The following is an 18,864-nucleotide window of genomic DNA, read 5'->3' on the forward strand; positions in this document are numbered from 1 at the left end:
TGCTAAGCAGCCTAAATTTGCATATCATTTCGATTAGCAAAGCCTCTGCCTCTAAAGAAGTGGTTTAGGTGAAGTCTTTAACGGAACTTATTCTGCTTCCTATAGACTTTTATCTAAATTTGCGTGGCGCTGTAAATGTTCAATAAATATCGGGATCTTTTTTGCCAAGTGTTTTCTGGAAGAGTAAAAGAGATATAAAACCAAATCTTCAGGCTCGTACTCCATTTTTATTATTTCCAGAGAACCTACCTCTATCTCATTACGACAAGATTCGGTTGGCAATATCGCGAACCCCAAACCAGCTAACGCACCTAATTTAGCTAGATGTCCACTATTGACTTTAAATGAAGACTTTACCTTTTGGGTTGTCAGCTCACCTTTAGTGTTTTTAAATACCCACGGTGTCCCGTTTAACGCCGTAAAACTACTTATACAAGCAACATGTTTCAAATCGGTAATCTGGAAAGGTCTTCGCGTAGTCTGAAGGAATGTGGGAGATGCCACCACCGCACTTGGCCAACATTTAACCTTCTTCGCGACCCAATTAGTGTCTTCGAGGCTTCCTCGATGAAAGCTTAAAATGATGTCAAACCGATCAAACAAATCCTCTTTAGGGCTAAGACTCGTATCGCAACATAATGAAATTGAGGGATGTTGAGTACAAAACGAAACCACTGCTTGGGCTAAAGCTGGTGCATCAGGCATCAAAACTCTCAGTTGACCCATGACTTCATGGGAGTGCAGTGTCACTTCCTCAAGAGCATCATTAAGTTTGTCTAGCAACGGCTGTGTGCGTAAGTAAAGATGTTCTCCTGCGTCTGTCGGAGCGATTCGGCGTGTGGTTCTGTCAAATAGTCTTATATCTAGCCGTTCTTCGAGTAAAGCGATATGGCGACTGACATTTGATGTCGGTAAAGATAGAAATTCCGCGGCTCGTTTAAAGCTTTTGTTCTCATAAACGCAGTGAAAACTTTTTAGCCACTGCTGATCAATCTTATCAAGCATCTCATTTAATCCCATTAAGTTGGATTATCAAACCCATTTAAACCACTTTATTACCAGAAGTTGGCTTATACAATGTTCCTCACTAAGTTACCTAGTGAGGCATCCCATGAGTTGGTTAGAAAGGTTAATAGATAAGAAGAAGATCATCAGTACACATAAAGCGCCGATTCCCGAGGGAGTATGGATTAAATGTCCGTCCTGTGACCAGATCTTGTACCGTATAGCCCTCGAGGGAAATTTAGATGTGTGCCCAAAATGCGATCACCATATGAGGATGTCAGCTCGCCGCCGATTAGATAGCTTTTTGGATAAAGCAGAGCGAATTGAGATTGCCAATGAATATGAGCCGAAAGATTTGCTGAATTTTAAGGATCTAAAACGCTACAAGGAACGTCTTGTTCTCGCCCAGAAAAGTACAGGAGAAAAAGATGCGTTAATTGCAATGAAAGGAAAACTAATGGGCTTACCTATTGTGGCCTGTGCATTCGAATTCTCTTTTATGGCTGGTTCAATGGGGGCAGTGGTAGGCGCACGCTTCGTTAAGGCTATTAATACGGCTATTGATGCAAATTGTGGATTGGTATGCTTTTCTGCTTGTGGGGGCGCTCGAATGCAAGAATCACTCATCGCATTGATGCAGATGGCTAAAACCAGTGCTGCCTTGAATCAGTTATCAATGGCTAGGTTACCCTACATATCTGTGCTGACCGATCAAACTTATGGGGGGGTATCTGCAAGTATCGCCATGTTGGGTGATATTAACATTGGTGAGCCGAAAGCAAGGATCGGATTTGCAGGACGCCGAGTTATTGAACAAACCGTTCGAGAGAAACTACCAGAGGACTTTCAGCAAAGTGAATTCCTCTTAGAACATGGTGCTCTAGATATGATTGTGGATAGACGTGAGATGCGCAAACGAATTGGTGGACTGGTCGCTAAAATGACCAATACCACTATTCCACTGGATGTATAGTTTATAGGCTCAGTTATGCTCTAGAGCGGAAGTTGATAAACGTTCTGTACCTCCCCCCTTGAAGGGGAGGGAATCAGTTTTGTGAGCGTTGGGAGCATGCCATTTTTAATTTGAAAGCGCCCCTGATAGTGCTATCCAATATGCGAAACTCAGCTCTGTTTTCTTCAAAAGGAGTGCTAGGTTGGGGGAGTGTGTTATAGGGATACCTCCCCTTAAAAAGAGGAGGTATAAACAACCCGAATAACAGAGTTAAAGCGTGTGATGGGTGAGGTATTCGTATGCTTCTTTGGTGCCCATGTAGCGGCTTAAGCTGCGCACCGGAACGTTGCGTAAATCGACCACAATCAAGCCATCTAACGAATCATTAAAATCAGGGTCTACGTTAAAACTGACTAACTTGCCATTTAAACCGAGGTATTGACGCAGTAGCACTGGTACGCTTTTCCCTTCATCCAACCGGGCAATCACTTTTGAAAGCAGCTGTAAATCAGCCAATGCACTCAGCAAACTGGCATTCCAAGGAGCTTGTTGCTTGGGGAGTGGGTTACTTGCCTCTACCAAATGGGCGTGTTGGTTATTGTAGTAGTGCTGCGTCATTGTATCGGCTAATAAACGGCGCGCACTTTCACTGTAATCATTGCTGATACTTACGGGTCCAAATAGGTGCGTATAGTGCGGGTTTCGGTGCACATAGGTTGCGATTCCCTTCCAAAGCAGCAATAGCGGAGCCATACTTTTTTGATACTCGATGTCGACGACTGAACGCCCCATTTCAATTGCATTACCTATGGTATTGAGAAAGCGGTGGTTATACTGAAACAGCGTTCGTGAGTACAAACCTGCAATACCGCTTATAGGCACAATACGGTCGACTAAGCCTAAACGGTAAGCTCCGACTAATTTCTGCGCTTCGCGATCCCAAATGAATAGATGCAGGTAGTTGCGATCGTATTGATCGATATCGAGCTCGGTGCCAGTGCCTTCACCTACCAGCCTGAAATTGTGCTCTCGCACTCGTCCTATTTCGTGCAGTAACGAGGGAATGTTTTCTGCGCTGGTACAATACACATCGAATTCGTTATGCCTTAATAGATGATCAGAAAAAGAAAGCTGCTCAATATCGTGTAACAAAGCGCTTAGGGGGAGCCGCTGTGCAATGGGTTGTAACGGCTCATCATTGGTTTTATTGCGCTTGGTTGGGTTGATGTGACTTAAAAGGTAGGTGTTGAGCCTTAAATAGCTGACCAGCGTCTCATCACACAGATGTTGGATTTCTTTATGATTGATCGCATCGCCAATGGCGATTTCGATACGCTGATGCTTTTTATTGAGCAGTTCACGGCCCAACATTAACGTTCTTAGTAGCGGGTGAATTTTTCCGGCCATGTAAAAGCGTTTCGAATTTTGCCCGTTGATGAACACAGGTAACGCCGTCGCTTGATGCTTTTGTATCAGTCGGCTGACTGAACGGCTCCACTGTTTGTCTTCCAGTTTCTGCGTTTTACTATCAACCAATTGTGACACTTCGCCCGCAGGAAACATCAATAGCAGCCCTCCTTGAGCAAGGTGTTTATTGGCGGCTCTCAAGGCTTGCATATTCGCTTTTTGCGCGGCTTTGTCTTCAAAAACATCCACACCAATGAACAGCGAATCTAACTCTGGTACGGTTTTTAAATAGTGATTGGCTAATATCTGCACGTCTGAGCGAATTGAAAGCAGCATCTCAGCCAGAATAACGCCTTCCACACAACCAAGTGGGTGATTTGCAACAACGACTGTCGCGCCTTGAGTGGGAACTTGAGCTAATGATCCTTTCACCACTTGGTAGTTAATACCCAATACCTCTAACGTAAAACGCAAAAATGTTGCGGTATCGCAATGGGGTGGGCGTTGTGCATAAAACTTATCTAAACGAGTTAGGCCTGTCGCCCACTCAGTGAAGTGTTCGCCTAGTCCAAACGGCGTTTTTCTCGGTAATTTAAAAGGGCTTATCGTGAGCATAGCAACCTCGCATTTTATGCTTTGTGCTTATGCTAGAGAGGGAAGATGACAATCTGGCTGCGATTAAGTGAGTAATTGATGGCTGTTTTTTTACAGTTTAATGAAATCCGTCTCAAACTGGAGATAAATTAGAATCTTGGATGCAACAATGATTTTTTAGTAAAACTAAATAATTTATTGCTCACAAAATGAAGCAAATTTGTGTTGATGCGACATTTTTGGTGTTAGCTTGTAATGGCTGTAAAAAATATAAAAATGTCAATTGAACCTTTGTTTTGCTGATCTGGAATAGACGGGAGCTTCGTGCTCCCGTTGCTGTTTTTAGCGCGAGGTTGCTTATTTCTTTTCTTCTTTATTTTGCCTTGCTACCAATCCAGCCATTTAAAAAGAGACTTTACCGCGCAATGATTTATTGGCCGCTATCCGTTTTTTCTCGTCAACTCGCCGACGTTGAGAACTTTTTGTCGGTTTGGTTGCCCGGCGCGGTTTTTCTATCACCATCGCAGAAAGAATAATTTCTTTGAGACGTTTGAGTGCATCTTCTTTATTCAGCTCTTGGGTGCGGTGAGATTGCGCTTTGAGGACAATAACGCCCTCTTTGGTCATTCTGGAATCTGGTCTTTCGAGTAATTTTTGTTTGTAGATGTCCGGTAACGTTGAGCGTCTGATGTCAAAACGTAAGTGGATCGCACTGGAGACTTTATTGACGTTTTGCCCGCCATTTCCGGCTGCACGAATCGCAGTAAGTTCGATTTCCCAGTCTGCCAGTTCAATAGTGTTGGATAGTTTGAGCATACAACCAAAGTAAAAATGTGTTCAATCCGCATTCTAGTGGAGGTGGCCCAGGTTATCTACCGCAGATTGTGGCTAGATTAGGAAAAGCGATACAGAGTGACGTATTGCGAAATCGCAGCGAAAACTTGCTTGATACGAGCAAGTTTCTACCCGGACGAGCAAGTTCTTGCTCGAAAATGAAAGCTTATAATCTAATTGATTGAAATTTAACTATTTTTGTTTTGGCATCCCCTTTGCTTTAAGAAACATTACATAACGCGATGCAATTTCCATCGCTTTTTCTTACTGAATAAGGATTAAGTCATGCCAACTCCATGTTATATCTCTATCGAAGGCGAAACTCAGGGTCTCATCACTGCAGGCGCTCTTTCTACTGACTCTATCGGCGATGCTTTCGTTGAAGGTCATGAAGATCAAATGTTGGTTCAAATGTTTGACCACGTTGTGACAGTACCGACTGACCCACAATCAGGTCAGCCTTCTGGTCAACGTGTTCACAAACCATTCAAATTCACCGTTGCGCTAAATAAAGCGGTTCCTCTTCTTTATAACGCGTTGGCGTCTGGCGAGAAGATGAAATCGGTTGAGCTAAAATGGTACCGCACTTCTATCGAAGGTAAACAAGAGAACTTCTTCACCACTAAACTTGAAAGCGCGTCTATCGTGGACATTCATTGCGAAATGCCACACTGCCAAGATCCTGCGAACGGCGACTTCACGCAAAACGTTACGGTTTCTATGTCTTACCGTAAAATCCTGTGGGATCACGTGAACGCGGGTACTTCAGGTTCAGATGATTGGCGCAAACCAGTAGAAGCGTAAGCTTTGATTTGGGTGGCTGGCTGATGTTGCGTAAGCAAAGCCAATCCGGCCAGCCACCTTTTTTAGCCTTAAGCAAAGTGCATTCAATGAGTGTGACTTGCTTAAGGCTTTGCTGTTTCTAGTGTAAAGAGGATGGAAGATGGCCACGCTGAATTTTACGTTAAAGGTTGACGGGCTCGCCGACGATGCATTTGTGGTGCGAGAATACCAAGGACAAGAATCCTTATCGGAGAGTGTGCTGGCTAATGGCGAGCCTTGTTATGGGTTTCGTTACCACATTGAGCTCGCAAGCCGTCAATCAACTTTGAGTGCAATCGATGTCGTCGACAAAACGGCTCAGCTAACGGTTTTTCGTAATGGCGGTGTGGTGCAGCGCGTGCATGGCATCGTGCGCCAGTTTAGTAAAGGCGATATTGGTCATCATCACACCTTTTACTCACTCACTTTAGTGCCTGCATTAGAGCGCTTGTCGCTGCGCCAAAATAGCCGCATCTTCCAGCTTAAAACCGTACCTGAAATTCTTTCCATTGTGCTACAAGAGATGGGCATTGACGACTACGCCTTCGCACTTAAACGAGAATGTCTTCAGCGCGAATTCTGCGTACAGTACCGTGAAACCGATATCCACTTTTTACACCGCTTAGCCGCCGAAGAGGGTTTGGTCTATCACCTCCTACATGAAGAAGGTAAACACACCCTCATTTTCAGTGACGACAGTCAAAGCTTAACGAAGCTCGATACGCCGATCCCTTACAATGTGCTGTCCGGTGGTATCGTTGATACGCCTTACATTTCCAACTTAATCAGCCATACGCAATCGCAAGTGGCGGAAAGCCAATTGGCGGATTACAGCTTTAAAAAACCGACTTACGGTTTTAAGCAAAGTGCACTCGGCACCGCGATGGATTACCAGCAGACCCACTATGAACATTTTGATTTCCCGGGCCGATTTAAAGACGATGAGAGCGGTAAAGCGTTTAACCAAATTCGTTTAGAGTATCTAAGAAGGCAGGCGAGTACCGCACAAGGCCAAAGCAATGAAGCGCGTTTGCAAGCCGGAACCCTGTTTGATTTGGCCGAACATTTAGACGACAGCGTGAACCGAGATTGGGTTGTGGTGCAAGTAAACCATCAAGGCCGGCAGCCGCAAGCATTAGAAGAATCTTGCGGTAGCGGTGCAACAACCTACAGTAATCAATTTACCTTGATCCCGGCCGATGTAACGTGGCGTGCAACACCGCACACCAAGCCGCAAGTGGATGGCCCATGCATCGCCCATGTGGTTGGCCCCGATGGCGAAGAGATCTTCTGCGATGAGTATGGCCGCGTTAAACTGCATTTCCCATGGGACAGATATTCTAACGGCGATGAACACAGTTCATGTTGGGTGAGGGTGTCGCAAGGTTGGACAGGCAGCCAATATGGCATGATGGCTATCCCAAGAATTGGCCATGAAGTGATAGTCGATTTTTTAAATGGCGATCCGGATCAACCCATAGTCACGGGCCGCGCTTATCACGCCACCAATAAAGCGCCCTACACACTGCCAGATAACAAAACTAAAACCGTACTGCGCAGTGAAACGCATCAAGGTGAAGGCTTTAATGAGCTGAGTTTTGAAGACCAAGCAGGGCAAGAGAAAATCTACCTGCACGCGCAAAAAGACTATGAAGCGCTAGTGCTTAATGATGCCACCACCCACATCAAACACGATAAACACCTGACAGTGGATAACGACCAGTTCAGCCACATCAAAAATAACCAACACCTAACGGTCGAGGGCGAAAGCCGTCAGAAAATAGCGTTAGATCATAGCCTTGAAGTGGGTGGTTCACTGCACCAAAAAATCGGTGAAAAAACGGTTTTTGATTCAGGTAATGAAGTGCACCTTAAAGCAGGCAATAAGTTGGTGTTAGATGCGGGTAATGAGATCACCATCAGAGCTGCGGGTAGTTTTATCAAAGTGGATGGTGGCGGTGTGCACCTAGTCGGGCCTGCGATCAACCTTAACTCCGGCGGCAGCGCAGGCAGCGGCTCGGGTTATGGCGGTGTTGTAGCGGCGTTGCCGAATCAAATGATTGCTGCACCGCCAGCACCAAACCCATTGCCATTACAACTATCAGCAGCAACCATGTCCACATTGTCTATTGCGAATGTGCCCATGGCAAAAATGTGTCAAAAACAAAGTGATGGGTCATGTCCTCGAGAAGATTGTCCGTGCGAACGAGGTGCCTCATGAATCAACCCAAGGCTGTTAATTATTGGTTAGTGGTTGATACCATTCGTATTCCTGATGCGATTGATGTTCTTACTAGGAATATGGCTGTTCAGCAGGCGATTGTATTATTTGCTGGTTCAGATTTTGATTATTTGAATGACCAAAGCCCATTAGTTGTTAATTTGGGTAGCGATAAGACAGCATTAGATAAATGGTTAACGCTGCCTTACTTCGATTCAAGCTCGGTTATTTTTGAGCTTGATGCGAGTCAAGATGGCTCTGCATTTAGTGAGCATTTACAGTCATTACTCCAAGTTAAGATCGACAATAAAGCCTGCTTTTTGCGTTTTTATACCAATGTCTTTTGGAATCAGGCTGCATCGCAACTTAATGACATCGATATTGAGACCCTTTTAGGTTCAGCTCAAGCCATTCATTGGGTTAATCATGCACGTCAACGGCAAACGCTTCATCATTCACCTATTCAGCCAGAGCAAAGCCAACCTGCTACTCTGACCTCTCCTATCTTTAAGCAGTGGGTATAAACATGTCCAATAATGCCTATACGATTTTAAAAAATGATTGCTTAAGCTTACTTGCTCAGCGTTTCAATATTTCTATCGATGAGTTAATCAAACTTAACAGCGAACAAATTAAAGATCCCAATCTGATTTATGAAGGTAACGTTTTAAAACTGCCGTCAGATCTAACCAAGCCAATTGAATTTGACGGTTCGCGTATTGAATTGGTTGAGCCGCCAACGGTTGTGAACGGTGGAAATGATACGTGTCAATCGCCCAAGGAATACGAGGATATTTTGTATGTTCCTGCTCATCCTAAAACGGGTAAAAAAGCTTGGTATGCGCTGACTAAGCAAGCAAAAGAAAAAGTTGAGGAAGAGAGGGCGCACATGGCGCAAGCCATTGTTGAGAATGATTCAGAAGCTACGATGAAGAACCTCAATAAGTTGGGGTTGATCTCAAAGTTTGCCGCCAAAGTTCACGAACAGTTTATGACGTCAGATGATGCTGAAAAATATCAGGCACTGCTGCTTGCCAAGCTGGTGATTAAAAATGAAGCATTCAGAGTTGATGGGACCAATCCGAATGATTATCTGATCACAGTGGCTAGGCTGATTGGCGTGTCGCTGGAAGAAACTCGTGAGAAGTTATCTAATCGAGAGCAAGCAAAAAACACCCATTTATACTACGGAAAATTCGGCTCTTTATATCGGCCATCACCAGAAGGTCCTTTGTTCGAAAAAAATATTAATCAACAGTTACGGACACTGGTGATTAAAAAAATTGAAAAAGAGGTCGAAAGCCTAGAAAAAGCCGCTGAAAAAGCGGCAAAAAATCATGTTGCAGATGATGGCAGCAAGTTTATTTATGATAAAAAACTCGAATATTTTACCAGTAGCCACCAAAAGAACTTGGCATCTTGGATACAGCAAGTGCACCTAAACCGTGATAAATCAGATCAAGAATTGCTTCGCAGCAGTTATCAACAGTCTCGTGCTTATTTAAAGCAGTGGCCAACACAGTTGCAGCAAGCTTTAGAGCAACGCTCTCGCATGTCTACGCTCGATAGTAAAGAGCAGCAAGCATTTCTTGATAAACAAAAGCTGTTTGTGTGTGCGATAAACTTAAAAAACATCAACCATTATGGCTTAGTCGTTAAAGAGCAATGTCTAACCTTAGACCAATTAGAAGGTGAGTCAGGCGTAGCTTGTGGTCCCGAAGCATTAAAAAAAGTGAAGAAATGGCGAGAATCGGGGGATGCCTTAGACATCATCAATGACAGTCAATTGATCGAGGCGTTATATAAGGAAACCGCAGGTGATAAATTTGACAATGATAGTTTGGACGCCAATCTCGATAGAATTATTAAAGGACCTGCGGCGTGGTCTTACTTCACGGCAAAAGCACTGATCGCGGTCGTTGACGCCACGGTTATTAAGCACAAAAAAGCACTGTCACAACTCCTTGGCACTAGCAGTTCAACACCTATTGATGAACTTTTTAGGCAATTACTTTGGGTTAAAAAAATCGCTTTAGCTCGGTTAAATTACCTAAAATCTCAGGCTCAAAAAAAGGCAGCACAAGGCGCTGATGGATTAGTGTTTACTTTGGGTAACGCGAGCCAGATGCCGCCAGCTCTTACCTTGTTATGGGATGAAACTACATTTAAACCCAAGGAAAAGCATAAGTCAGGCTTTATCAATAAAGCCGGAACCAACGATATTCAAGCGGTGGAGTGCTGTTTGCTCTCAGATGGTAAAGTATTTTACATCCGAGGCCCACACTGGTTAATACCTGAAACTAATGAAGATCCACTGTCTGCCTTAGCTGCGGGGCACGTTCGAGTCATTACTGAAAAAATTACCTTCAATTCGCCACAATCGAATGGACAAAACATTGTAGAAGCAGGGTCTGTGCAGGACGCGCTCAACGCGCTCACCAAGCCTGAAAGTACAGTAGATTTAATGCCATTAAAAGCCAGTGCTGAGTTTGATACTGTTTTTTGGCAAGATAGCTATCATTACCAAGGCGGTATTGGTCCGAATGGTGAAACGTCCGCCTATTCTGTTGACGCTGGAGCGCAGTTGCTGCGTTTATCAACCAAGGCGGAGACCGAACTTAATACCCCTTTAAGCTCCTATCCAGATTTTATTAAAAAACGAGGTGATATCGATATCGGCGGCTCAGAAGCCATCTCGGCTCAATTTACCGCCCTGCAAGGTCAGCTCAGTTTTTCATTTTGGCTCCCGCTTGTACCAGAAAATAAAATGGTGAAGGAAGAGCAGGTCGAAAAAGTGAAAGGGCATGGGGTTAACTTAACTTATATCGATAAATACGATCATGAACATACATATAAAGCAGGTGACCTGCGGGTTTGTATTGCGGGTTCAGTTTATGGTCTGGCGGCCGCTTCATGCCAATTGAGTGCTAAGTTGGCAATCGGCCCGAGTGATGTGAGTGAAGGTTTTGGCATTAAAGGCAGCACGGTAGGGCTGTTTGATCCCAATATCTATAATGGTTATGCTCTGCCCGGAGCGAACTTAGCAAGTGCGGGAGCTGCTGGCTATGCAGGGGAAGCCGCTGTTTCTGTTGATGCGTTTGCCGGAGTAGAAGCAGGTGGCACTTTAGGTGCTACGGTTTACTGGGCCCCTCCAGAGGCTAAGTGTGTTACGCAGAGTAAAGGACCAAAGGCACCGAAAAAATTAGGTTCGATTGATGGCAAGCTGTCTGGTTCATTTGGCGCAGGCTATCATGCTGAGTTTCGTTTACTGTTTCAAGGTGGAGTTATCATCTTAGTGGCTTCAGCAGGCTTAGTGGTTGGGCCCGGTTGTAGTGGTAAAGTGGCGATTAATCTGGATGCCAACGCAGTCGATGAGTTTATTGGCTGCTTGCTTGGGGTATTAAAACAGAGCCATTTCCGCCGCCTAGCGATTTTTGGAGAAGCGGATGCCAATGGAGTCAACGATAGTTTTAACGAACTCAATAACCTAATGACCATTGGTTTAGCCTTAGGTTTACCTTTGGTGCAGGTGCTACTTATGCCGGTGACTGTATTGGCTGATTATAAGCAACAGGTACTGAGTAAAGAATATGCGCCGTTTTTAGCCAAACGTATAAACACGGTAGATCAAATAGAAAAAGAAAGAATGAGAGTTTGGCTTATAAAGTTACCTCCTGAAACGATTTGCAATATTTTAGGCAGTTTAGTTCAAGGTCAATCCAGAATTGAGCATGAAGCGAATCAACTTCAAGCACAAGCAATCGTACAAATTATGCAATGGCTAGAAGCTGATGAGAGTGTTGGTGAGGAAGCCAACCAGAGACAGTGGAAAGAAACCTTGATTGCGATGGGGAAACTTCCCGCAGGCAAAAAAGACCATCAGGTCGAATGGCAAACCTATCAAGCGCAGTGGCTTAGATTGGCAAGGTTTGTGACAGCTTCTGACTTAAGTAGGGATAAGGGAATTTCTGAAGATTTTGATAAAGCGAGTAAAACGCTTTGCAAAAATATGGTGCTAACTCGTTATGATGAATCGTACCAAAGCGGTCTGTTAGTGGGAATTAAAAAGCCAACCCAGTATTTTGCTTATCCGATCGGTGTTGTGCAAAATCCGGAGGTAGGCCAAAAAGTGCAAGTATGGCAAGACGCAGAGTTTCATAGTGAGCTAGTGAAAAAGAATGAAATCATTATTAATTGGAGTATTTATGACGCTTTATTTTAATCGGCTTGTCCGTATTGTCTTGCTGCTGAGCGTTATGGTTGGGCTGGTTGCTTGCAAGCCTAATCCACAAGATGATATTGCCCTATTTCAACCATTTATTACCGAGAATATTAATAAAAAATCAGATGATCCTTATATTTCGAGCACTGTAAAGCCTGGAGATAAGATGTACGATTATTTAATCAGATTGCAGCATGGCTCTGTTAACCCTGAGATATTAAGACCTTTGATTGAGCAAGGGGACACTGATGCCATGGTGTGGTATGCCAGAATAAATTTAATGAGCATTCAGAAGAGGGGAGAAGTTATTTCATTACTACAGAAATCACTACTTGAGGGCAACCCTTATGCTGCATTAGAGCTATCCGAGAAGGGAGAAAGTTGTGCTTACTTAGGCAATGTAAAGTTAGATCAGCAAGTGGCGGAGTTGCTCGGTAATAAATCATCCTCTGAGGCTAATATCTGTAATGAAGATAATATGAATCTTGCGATTAAGGGTTTTCAACAACTCGCTGAGCAAGGCGATCTGCGCGCTCAATATTTTTTACTAAAACAGCAACAGTTAGAACAATCGAAAGAAACTAGAGCTCAGTATATTCAAGAGGTGATTCGCTTTTCTCAAGCACATTATTACCAACCGTTGATGGATTATGTCAATACCATCTTAGTTCGCCCACAGGGTAAAGATAAGTACGAAGCTAAAACACCAGAGCAGTACCAGTTAGCCATCGATTTGTTAACTATTTCGGCTAATCATAATTATATTCCCGCTGTAAATGACTTGGCCTTTTTCTTAAAGGAAACTGCACAGGAAGAGAGTGAAAGATTGAGAGGTTTAGGTTTAAACCTTGGTTCTACAAGTGCAGTGAAATATAAATACCATCGTTCTAATGAAGGGAGTGAGGATGAATATTTCTATAATGCTCTCTATAAAGAATTGTCTGGAGGATATATGTTTAGTTCCCGTAATTTTAATGAAGAAGAAAAGGCAAAGATAAATAAAAACGTTAAGTTATTCATGAGTGACATAACGCCAATGGTTTATATCGATGGTTTTACTAGCCGTGATGACTGGGTGGATTAGTTGCTAAGGCGAATACTTTAGCCGATATAATACGGCATAAACTACCTAAGCCCTTAGGGTAAAAACAACATCGCAACAAGCTTAGTCAACGAATCTGATAAGGAGCAAATCAATGGCAAATGGTGCATTAGTAGGAGATATCGGATCCGATCATGATGGTTTTCCTCCTACGCCGATCACCGCTGGGTCACCGACGGTAAAAATTGATGGCAAAGCGGTGGCAAGGCAGGGCGACCCGCTAGAGCCTCATGACAAGCCGAAAAACCCAAGCCACCCGCGTGCAATTAAAGGGGGCTCGGGTAGCGTTATGATTGATGGCAAGCCCGCCGCGCGAGTAGGCGATGCAGTCGACTGTGGTGGCGTAATTATTGGTGGCTCATCGGTCAATATTGGTTAAGGTTGTAGCCCATTTAATCAATAAAGCGGCGCTTCAAACCTTGAGTGCCGCTTTATTGTGTTAAGCGCAGCAGCTTTAGCACCAGTGAGCCAGCGTTATCCCTCTTTATGAAAAGAAATTCTACGGCCAGAAACGGAGCGAACAATGATCCGCCATATCTTATTAATCAAATTCAAACCACAAGCTCAGCCTGCCGACATTCAACAGCTCAAGTCGCTGTTTGAAGCCATGCCAGAGAAAATCGAGGGGGTCTCCGCTGTTGAGTGGGGCGTGAACGACAGCCCTGAAGGTAAAAACCAAGGTTATACTCACAGCGTTTTAATGACATTTACCGATGAGCAAGCACGCCAAAATTATCTACCTCATCCAGAGCATAACGCGCTAAAGGATATCTTTCGTCCTTTGCTCGAAGAGATCATCGTTTTCGATTATTCGATTTAGTCAAAGCCAGTAAAATCTAGACGGTGTTTATCTCTACTCCATCGCTAGGATTCAAGCCTGAAAGTTGAGATGCCGTCTATCGAACTTTACTTGTTAATGATCGTCCTTATTCCGTTAAAGTATAGACTTATCAATATCTTGTGAGTTTCTATTCACCATTGTATCAATGGTGCTTAGATCAAATTTTCAGTACAAAGCATTCACAATAGTGAGATGAATGTATAGTTTTATTGTTGTTGTGAATGATTTTCATTGTATTGCGTTTTATCTTTTTGGTCGCTTTCTAAGCGCATTAAATAGGATGTAATAAAATGAATAAAGGATACAAATATTCTGCTCTTGCTGCAGCAATACTCGTTTCAGCATCGGTTTCGGCAAACGTCAGTGTGGAACCCACCCCAATTAATTCGCCTTTTATTAAAGATATAAAAGGTAATATTGTTGAAGACTATACTCCACAAGCTACCCAGCCTCGTTTGTTTTTCATGCGTATGATTGGGAGTTCTGAACAGCGTGGGGATTGGTTTAATCTCTCGGCTAACTATTCCTCTATCCAAGGGGTTGGATCGGATTATGTGTATGAATCCTTGATGCCCCCTCTTAAACCTCAGCCTGTTATCGTGGCGGTGTTAGATTCGGGCGTGGACATTGAACACGAAGATCTAAAGAACAAGTTATGGGTTAATGCGGGAGAAATTCCAAACAATGGCATTGATGATGATGGTAATGGCTATATTGATGATGTGTATGGTTGGAATTTCTTAGGTAACTCGCTTGGTATCAATGTGGATTACGATACATTAGAGCTGACGCGTGAGTACAAAAAATACCTGGATTTATTAGAAGGCAATGATTGGATACCTGAGCAAAAACGTGCTTACTACCAAGCAATAGAAACGGAATATCTAGCCGAGGTTCAGAGTAACCAAATCCTGCTCGCGCAGGTCACTGAAGCTATTGCGCAAGCGAATCAATATAAATCGCAAATCTTAGCCCTGACTCAGCATAAAGATTTTACGGCCGGAGGTTTGCTCATTTTACTGTCACATCCGAACCCTGAAGTTGTCTCCGCTGCTCAAGCTTTGTTGGCACTATTCGACGACTGGTATTCGTTTGACTACCTCGAGTCAAGACGAAGCCGATATCAAGATGCGTTGGATTACTACTACAACCTTGAGTTTGATCCTCGTGCTGATATCGTTTTAGATGACATCAGCAATCCTTGGGAAAAGGGGTATGGAAATAATGATGTAAAAGGGCCTGATGCATCACACGGTACGCATGTGGCGGGAATTATTGCGGCAGAGCGTCGCAATGGTATCGGTATTGACGGCTTATCTGAAGATGTGAAAATCATGTCGTTGCGTATGGTGCCCAATGGTGATGAGCGCGATAAAGACATTGCCAACGCTGTGCGTTATGCGGTGGATAATGGCGCAAAAATCATCAACATGAGTTTTGGTAAAAGCTATTCACCACGTAAATTTGTAGTTGACCACGCGTTTCGTTATGCGGCCAGCAAAGGTGTGTTAATCATCCATTCTGCAGGCAATAGCCAAAGTGATAATGATAGTAAACCAAGCTTCCCTAATCGTTTTGCCGATACTTACGAATCGTCACCTATTTCAACTTGGATAGACGTAGGTGCATCAGCGAAATACGCGAATGAAGATTTTGTCGCCAGTTTTAGTAATTATGGCCAAAAATCGGTTGATATCTTTGCACCCGGTTATCGCATTCTCTCTTCTACGCCAGGCAATAACTACGCCACTTATAGTGGTACGAGTATGGCTGCACCTGTAGTATCAGGCGTTGCCGCTATGGTGTGGTCACGCTATCCAGAGCTCTCCGCAGTAGAACTCAAAGCTCTATTACTTGATAGCGCCCGTCGTTATCCTGAGCTGTTAGTGAAAAAACCATCACCACCTGAAACGCTTGTTCCATTCAGTGCGCTATCGATCTCGGGTGGAATCGTTGATGCTGAAGCCGCTTTTGAAACACTCGCGAGCAAGTAGTGTTGCAGTCGGTAATGGATCAACTTTGGCTTGTTGTGCAAGCACAGGCCTATTTACCGATGGCTTAATTTAATAACAGTGAGCGTAATAAAAGGCGTAGCTGATATTATCCAGCTGCGCCTTTTTGTATTCAGAGAAGAGTGCGTGATCGGGGCTTACCTGACCCATTACCTGAACCAAAATCGTCAGGTACAAAAAAGGTCAGTAAACACTACGCTTACTAACCTTCTAGAATTTGGTGGCCCTCCCAGACTTGAACTGGGGACCAATCGATTATGAGTCCTACCAGGTTCATTTTTATGAGTATGCAATGCTTAGTAATTGCCATTAAATTCAAACAGTTACATGTTTGTATTTGTTGCGTTAGTTTGCATTGATTTTCATGTCACTTTTCTCTTGTCTGACCCATTACCTGACCTAGCTTTGCTTAGGCAGGAAATCTGTCAATATCATTTTTGGCTGCTTTTAGGTTATGTCTATTGACCTAGAAAGTTAACTTCGCCAAAAAAGACACGAGAAAATCAGAATGTTAACTGTTACTAAAATTCAATCCGCGACCAGTAGTAAAAATTCCTATTATCTCTGGGATCAGTCAGGTCAAAGAGGTACAGGGCGTTTGGGAGTAAAAATTTTCACTAGTGGGAAAAAGCAGTTCGTGTTTCGCTACTACCAGCAACAGAAAGAAAAATTTATCTCTATCGGTTTATTCAGCGCACGTGCTGGCAGCATGACTCTTACAGAAGCTCGCGAGCAAGCCCAAGTCTTTTCACAACTGTTGCTCAACGGAACTGACCCTAAATTGCACCTTGAACAACAAGAGAGCGAGCAGAAAAAAATTGATGCTGAGAGTAAAAGCTTAGGAACCATTGATGAGCTATTTCATAGCTATACGGAGCGTATGAAAATAGATGGAAAGAGAACGTATGAAGACGTGCGAAATGCGCTGGTACGAGAGTTCTATCCATCTATAGACAAAAACACCAAAGCGTGTGATGTAACGACAGATGATATTAAATACGTTATTAGTAAGATGATCCAGCGCGGAGCTATCACCCAAAGCAACCGAGTACGTAGCTATGTGATGGCGGCGTTTAACCATGGGATGCGCTTTGATAACGATCCTCGCTACTTCTCTTTAGAGTCGAAATTTGGCATAAAATACAATCCTGTAGCACCAATTCCTAAGCAAAAAGATGGAGAGCGCATTGGTGAAAGGTTCTTAGAGTGGCGAGAGTTACGGCGTCTGCTAAAAGATCTTCGTGAAAACTATGATCTTGTTCCCATCGGACAAGATTTGAGGCACTTACTTCAACTGTGCATCTATCTAGGGGGGCAACGACCGTATGAGGTGATTACACTTGAATGGTGGAATGTTGATTGGGAAGAAAGGTTTGTCTACATTACCAAAGAACGTTCCAAAAACAAAAAAGATCATATCGTACCGTTGAACGGATTGGCTTTTGAAATACTTCAGAAACAATATGAGCTTTCTGGTGGTGGACGATATGTTTTTCCAAATCCCAAAGATGCAGAAGAACCCATGAAGAGTAGCTCAATTTGTCGTGCAGTGACTCGTTATCGCGATGCCGTGGGGTTCGATAAGTTTGTGCCTAAAGACTTGCGTCGAACGTGTAAAACTTTGATGGGGGCATGCCGAATCAGCAAAGAAGTCAGGGATCGTATTCAAAATCACGCCTTACAAGATGTAAGTACACGTCACTATGATCGCTATGATTATTTTGACGATAAGTTAGGTGGGCTTGAAACCTGGAGCAGTAAATTGAAAGAGTTGATTGGGTATGTTCCACCAGCGCTGTCAGTTGTACCTTCCGCTGAAACGTTACCTTTTCCAGACATTAAAAGTACTCAGTCGCTAAGAGCTAACCTTAAATAAAGATTGTTTTTGAAAGCCCCACTGGGGCTTTCTGTTTATTCGTTGCTTCAATTAAAGCCGCTTGATGATTTAGGTTCGTTCTGTACTACTATGACGTCTAACTTTTAGTGCCTAACTTCTAGTTGCACATAATCATATGATATTTAGTGTATTTTTTACTTTTGCGTTTCTTTTGATGAGTTCGTTCATATTTTGACGTATTAACCTTAAATTACTGGTATTTGTTTTTAATGTTATGATTTATATTGCTTTTTACCCAATCTAAAATGTTTTTATTGGCTGTTAGGGTGCCTAAGAAGTATTTCTTAGGCACCTGCATAAGCTATCTTAATCAAGTCTACGAGCGATCTCAGTGTACAGAAAAAGCCAAGCAGCGTATGTCGCAGTAACGAGCGAGGGGGATTATGTAAATGGACCTTCTTGCAGTTCATTCTCTAATTCTTTCCCCAGAAGAATTTCAAAGTTAGTGAATAAAGCTATGGGGCGAGAAGTATTGCCTTGTTTCTCGATCTGGATGAATCCTTTTGATGAAAGAGAATGAATTATACGTGACAACTTACGGATGTTATATCCGCTAATTTCTGCAAGTTCAGTTAGATTTTGAGGCTTTTCTTTACTCATTAGAATCATTAGCTCGATATTTTCATTACACAGTAACTTTGACACTTCATCTAGTGATGTGAACCAAAATGTCGGTAGATGTTTGTTATGATTAATGTTGCCTGCGGCCACACGAATCATGTGCCTACGAATGAGATCTTCTGACATAACTCCAATGCGAGCTTTCATTACTGTCCTTCTTAGAACGAAACAATAAGTATAAGAAAATCCTGGTTTATAGAATGATATTCTTAAAGAAAGCGTGGATGGCATCCTATACTTATAAAATGAGACCATATCTAGATATTAAAAACACTAAATCACTAAGAGCTAATATTGAACAATAATAATTTTAGAAAGCCCCTAAAAGGGGCTT

At 43.2% G+C, this 18,864-nt stretch carries 14 protein-coding genes; 10 read left to right on the plus strand and 4 right to left on the minus strand.

Annotation, left to right across the window (positions count from 1 at the left end; genetic code table 11):
* Nucleotides 1-99: 99 nt before the first annotated feature.
* Nucleotides 100-1,005 (minus strand): LysR family transcriptional regulator, encoded by a 906-nt coding sequence (locus AACR75_RS18125; protein ID WP_443089062.1) that lies wholly within the window; start codon nt 1,003-1,005, stop codon nt 100-102.
* A 106-nt stretch (nt 1,006-1,111) separates the two neighbouring features.
* Here AACR75_RS18125 and accD point away from each other — a divergent pair, with 106 nt between their 5' ends.
* Nucleotides 1,112-1,978: an acetyl-CoA carboxylase, carboxyltransferase subunit beta gene (gene accD, locus AACR75_RS18130; protein ID WP_047688198.1), complete on the plus strand. Its 867-nt coding sequence runs from the start codon at nt 1,112-1,114 to the stop codon at nt 1,976-1,978.
* 249 nt (nt 1,979-2,227) lie between these two features.
* Here accD and AACR75_RS18135 read toward each other — a convergent pair whose 3' ends face one another.
* A complete protein-coding gene (locus AACR75_RS18135; RefSeq protein WP_047688200.1) occupies nt 2,228-3,979 on the minus strand; it encodes a lysophospholipid acyltransferase family protein in 1,752 nt (583 codons plus the stop codon).
* A 381-nt stretch (nt 3,980-4,360) separates the two neighbouring features.
* A complete protein-coding gene (gene arfB, locus AACR75_RS18140; RefSeq protein ID WP_017043428.1) occupies nt 4,361-4,774 on the minus strand; it encodes an alternative ribosome rescue aminoacyl-tRNA hydrolase ArfB in 414 nt (137 codons plus the stop codon).
* Nucleotides 4,775-5,077: 303 nt separating this feature from the next.
* Here arfB and AACR75_RS18145 point away from each other — a divergent pair, with 303 nt between their 5' ends.
* From AACR75_RS18145 to AACR75_RS18185, 9 genes are all read left to right on the plus strand, one after another.
* A complete protein-coding gene (locus AACR75_RS18145) occupies nt 5,078-5,596 on the plus strand; it encodes an Hcp family type VI secretion system effector (protein WP_013857791.1) in 519 nt (172 codons plus the stop codon).
* A gap of 139 nt (nt 5,597-5,735) precedes the next feature.
* The gene (locus AACR75_RS18150; protein WP_047688202.1) at nt 5,736-7,835 is read left to right on the plus strand and encodes a type VI secretion system Vgr family protein; all 2,100 of its coding nucleotides are present in this window, start codon (nt 5,736-5,738) and stop codon (nt 7,833-7,835) included.
* Nucleotides 7,832-8,359, plus strand: a complete 528-nt coding sequence (locus AACR75_RS18155; RefSeq protein WP_047688204.1) for a DUF4123 domain-containing protein — start codon at nt 7,832-7,834, stop codon at nt 8,357-8,359. Before AACR75_RS18150 ends, AACR75_RS18155 begins: the two co-directional genes overlap by 4 nt.
* A 2-nt stretch (nt 8,360-8,361) precedes the next feature.
* A complete protein-coding gene (locus AACR75_RS18160) occupies nt 8,362-12,057 on the plus strand; it encodes a LysM peptidoglycan-binding domain-containing protein (RefSeq protein ID WP_047688206.1) in 3,696 nt (1,231 codons plus the stop codon).
* Nucleotides 12,041-13,141, plus strand: coding sequence for a hypothetical protein (locus tag AACR75_RS18165; protein WP_047688208.1), 1,101 nt, complete (start codon nt 12,041-12,043; stop codon nt 13,139-13,141). The genes AACR75_RS18160 and AACR75_RS18165 overlap by 17 nt, the downstream gene beginning before the upstream one ends.
* A gap of 112 nt (nt 13,142-13,253) precedes the next feature.
* Nucleotides 13,254-13,538, plus strand: a complete 285-nt coding sequence (locus AACR75_RS18170) for a type VI secretion system PAAR protein (protein WP_010318209.1) — start codon at nt 13,254-13,256, stop codon at nt 13,536-13,538.
* A 144-nt stretch (nt 13,539-13,682) separates the two neighbouring features.
* A complete protein-coding gene (locus tag AACR75_RS18175) occupies nt 13,683-13,979 on the plus strand; it encodes a Dabb family protein (protein WP_047688210.1) in 297 nt (98 codons plus the stop codon).
* A gap of 311 nt (nt 13,980-14,290) precedes the next feature.
* Entirely contained in the window at nt 14,291-15,994 is a 1,704-nt protein-coding gene (locus AACR75_RS18180) for a S8 family peptidase (protein WP_047688212.1), read from the plus strand.
* A 526-nt stretch (nt 15,995-16,520) separates the two neighbouring features.
* On the plus strand, nt 16,521-17,888 hold the full coding sequence (locus AACR75_RS18185) for a tyrosine-type recombinase/integrase (RefSeq protein ID WP_047688214.1): 1,368 nt from the start codon (nt 16,521-16,523) through the stop codon (nt 17,886-17,888).
* Between the two features lie 402 nt (nt 17,889-18,290).
* Here AACR75_RS18185 and AACR75_RS18190 read toward each other — a convergent pair whose 3' ends face one another.
* On the minus strand, nt 18,291-18,677 hold the full coding sequence (locus tag AACR75_RS18190; RefSeq protein WP_047688216.1) for an HVO_A0114 family putative DNA-binding protein: 387 nt from the start codon (nt 18,675-18,677) through the stop codon (nt 18,291-18,293).
* Between the last annotated feature and the right edge of the window lie 187 nt (nt 18,678-18,864).

This window comes from Vibrio sp. ZOR0018 (assembly GCF_963865925.1).
Lineage (GTDB): Bacteria > Pseudomonadota > Gammaproteobacteria > Enterobacterales > Vibrionaceae > Vibrio > Vibrio anguillarum.

Excerpts from the sequence above, each read along its gene's own strand:
- AACR75_RS18125 (WP_443089062.1), bottom strand. The coding sequence starts at position 1,005 with ATGCTTGATAAGATTGATCAGCAGTGGCTAAAAAGTTTTCACTGCGTT.
- accD (WP_047688198.1), top strand. The coding sequence starts at position 1,112 with ATGAGTTGGTTAGAAAGGTTAATAGATAAGAAGAAGATCATCAGTACA.
- AACR75_RS18135 (WP_047688200.1), bottom strand. The coding sequence starts at position 3,979 with ATGCTCACGATAAGCCCTTTTAAATTACCGAGAAAAACGCCGTTTGGA.
- arfB (WP_017043428.1), bottom strand. The coding sequence starts at position 4,774 with ATGCTCAAACTATCCAACACTATTGAACTGGCAGACTGGGAAATCGAA.
- AACR75_RS18145 (WP_013857791.1), top strand. The coding sequence starts at position 5,078 with ATGCCAACTCCATGTTATATCTCTATCGAAGGCGAAACTCAGGGTCTC.
- AACR75_RS18150 (WP_047688202.1), top strand. The coding sequence starts at position 5,736 with ATGGCCACGCTGAATTTTACGTTAAAGGTTGACGGGCTCGCCGACGAT.
- AACR75_RS18155 (WP_047688204.1), top strand. The coding sequence starts at position 7,832 with ATGAATCAACCCAAGGCTGTTAATTATTGGTTAGTGGTTGATACCATT.
- AACR75_RS18160 (WP_047688206.1), top strand. The coding sequence starts at position 8,362 with ATGTCCAATAATGCCTATACGATTTTAAAAAATGATTGCTTAAGCTTA.
- AACR75_RS18165 (WP_047688208.1), top strand. The coding sequence starts at position 12,041 with ATGACGCTTTATTTTAATCGGCTTGTCCGTATTGTCTTGCTGCTGAGC.
- AACR75_RS18170 (WP_010318209.1), top strand. The coding sequence starts at position 13,254 with ATGGCAAATGGTGCATTAGTAGGAGATATCGGATCCGATCATGATGGT.
- AACR75_RS18175 (WP_047688210.1), top strand. The coding sequence starts at position 13,683 with ATGATCCGCCATATCTTATTAATCAAATTCAAACCACAAGCTCAGCCT.
- AACR75_RS18180 (WP_047688212.1), top strand. The coding sequence starts at position 14,291 with ATGAATAAAGGATACAAATATTCTGCTCTTGCTGCAGCAATACTCGTT.
- AACR75_RS18185 (WP_047688214.1), top strand. The coding sequence starts at position 16,521 with ATGTTAACTGTTACTAAAATTCAATCCGCGACCAGTAGTAAAAATTCC.
- AACR75_RS18190 (WP_047688216.1), bottom strand. The coding sequence starts at position 18,677 with ATGAAAGCTCGCATTGGAGTTATGTCAGAAGATCTCATTCGTAGGCAC.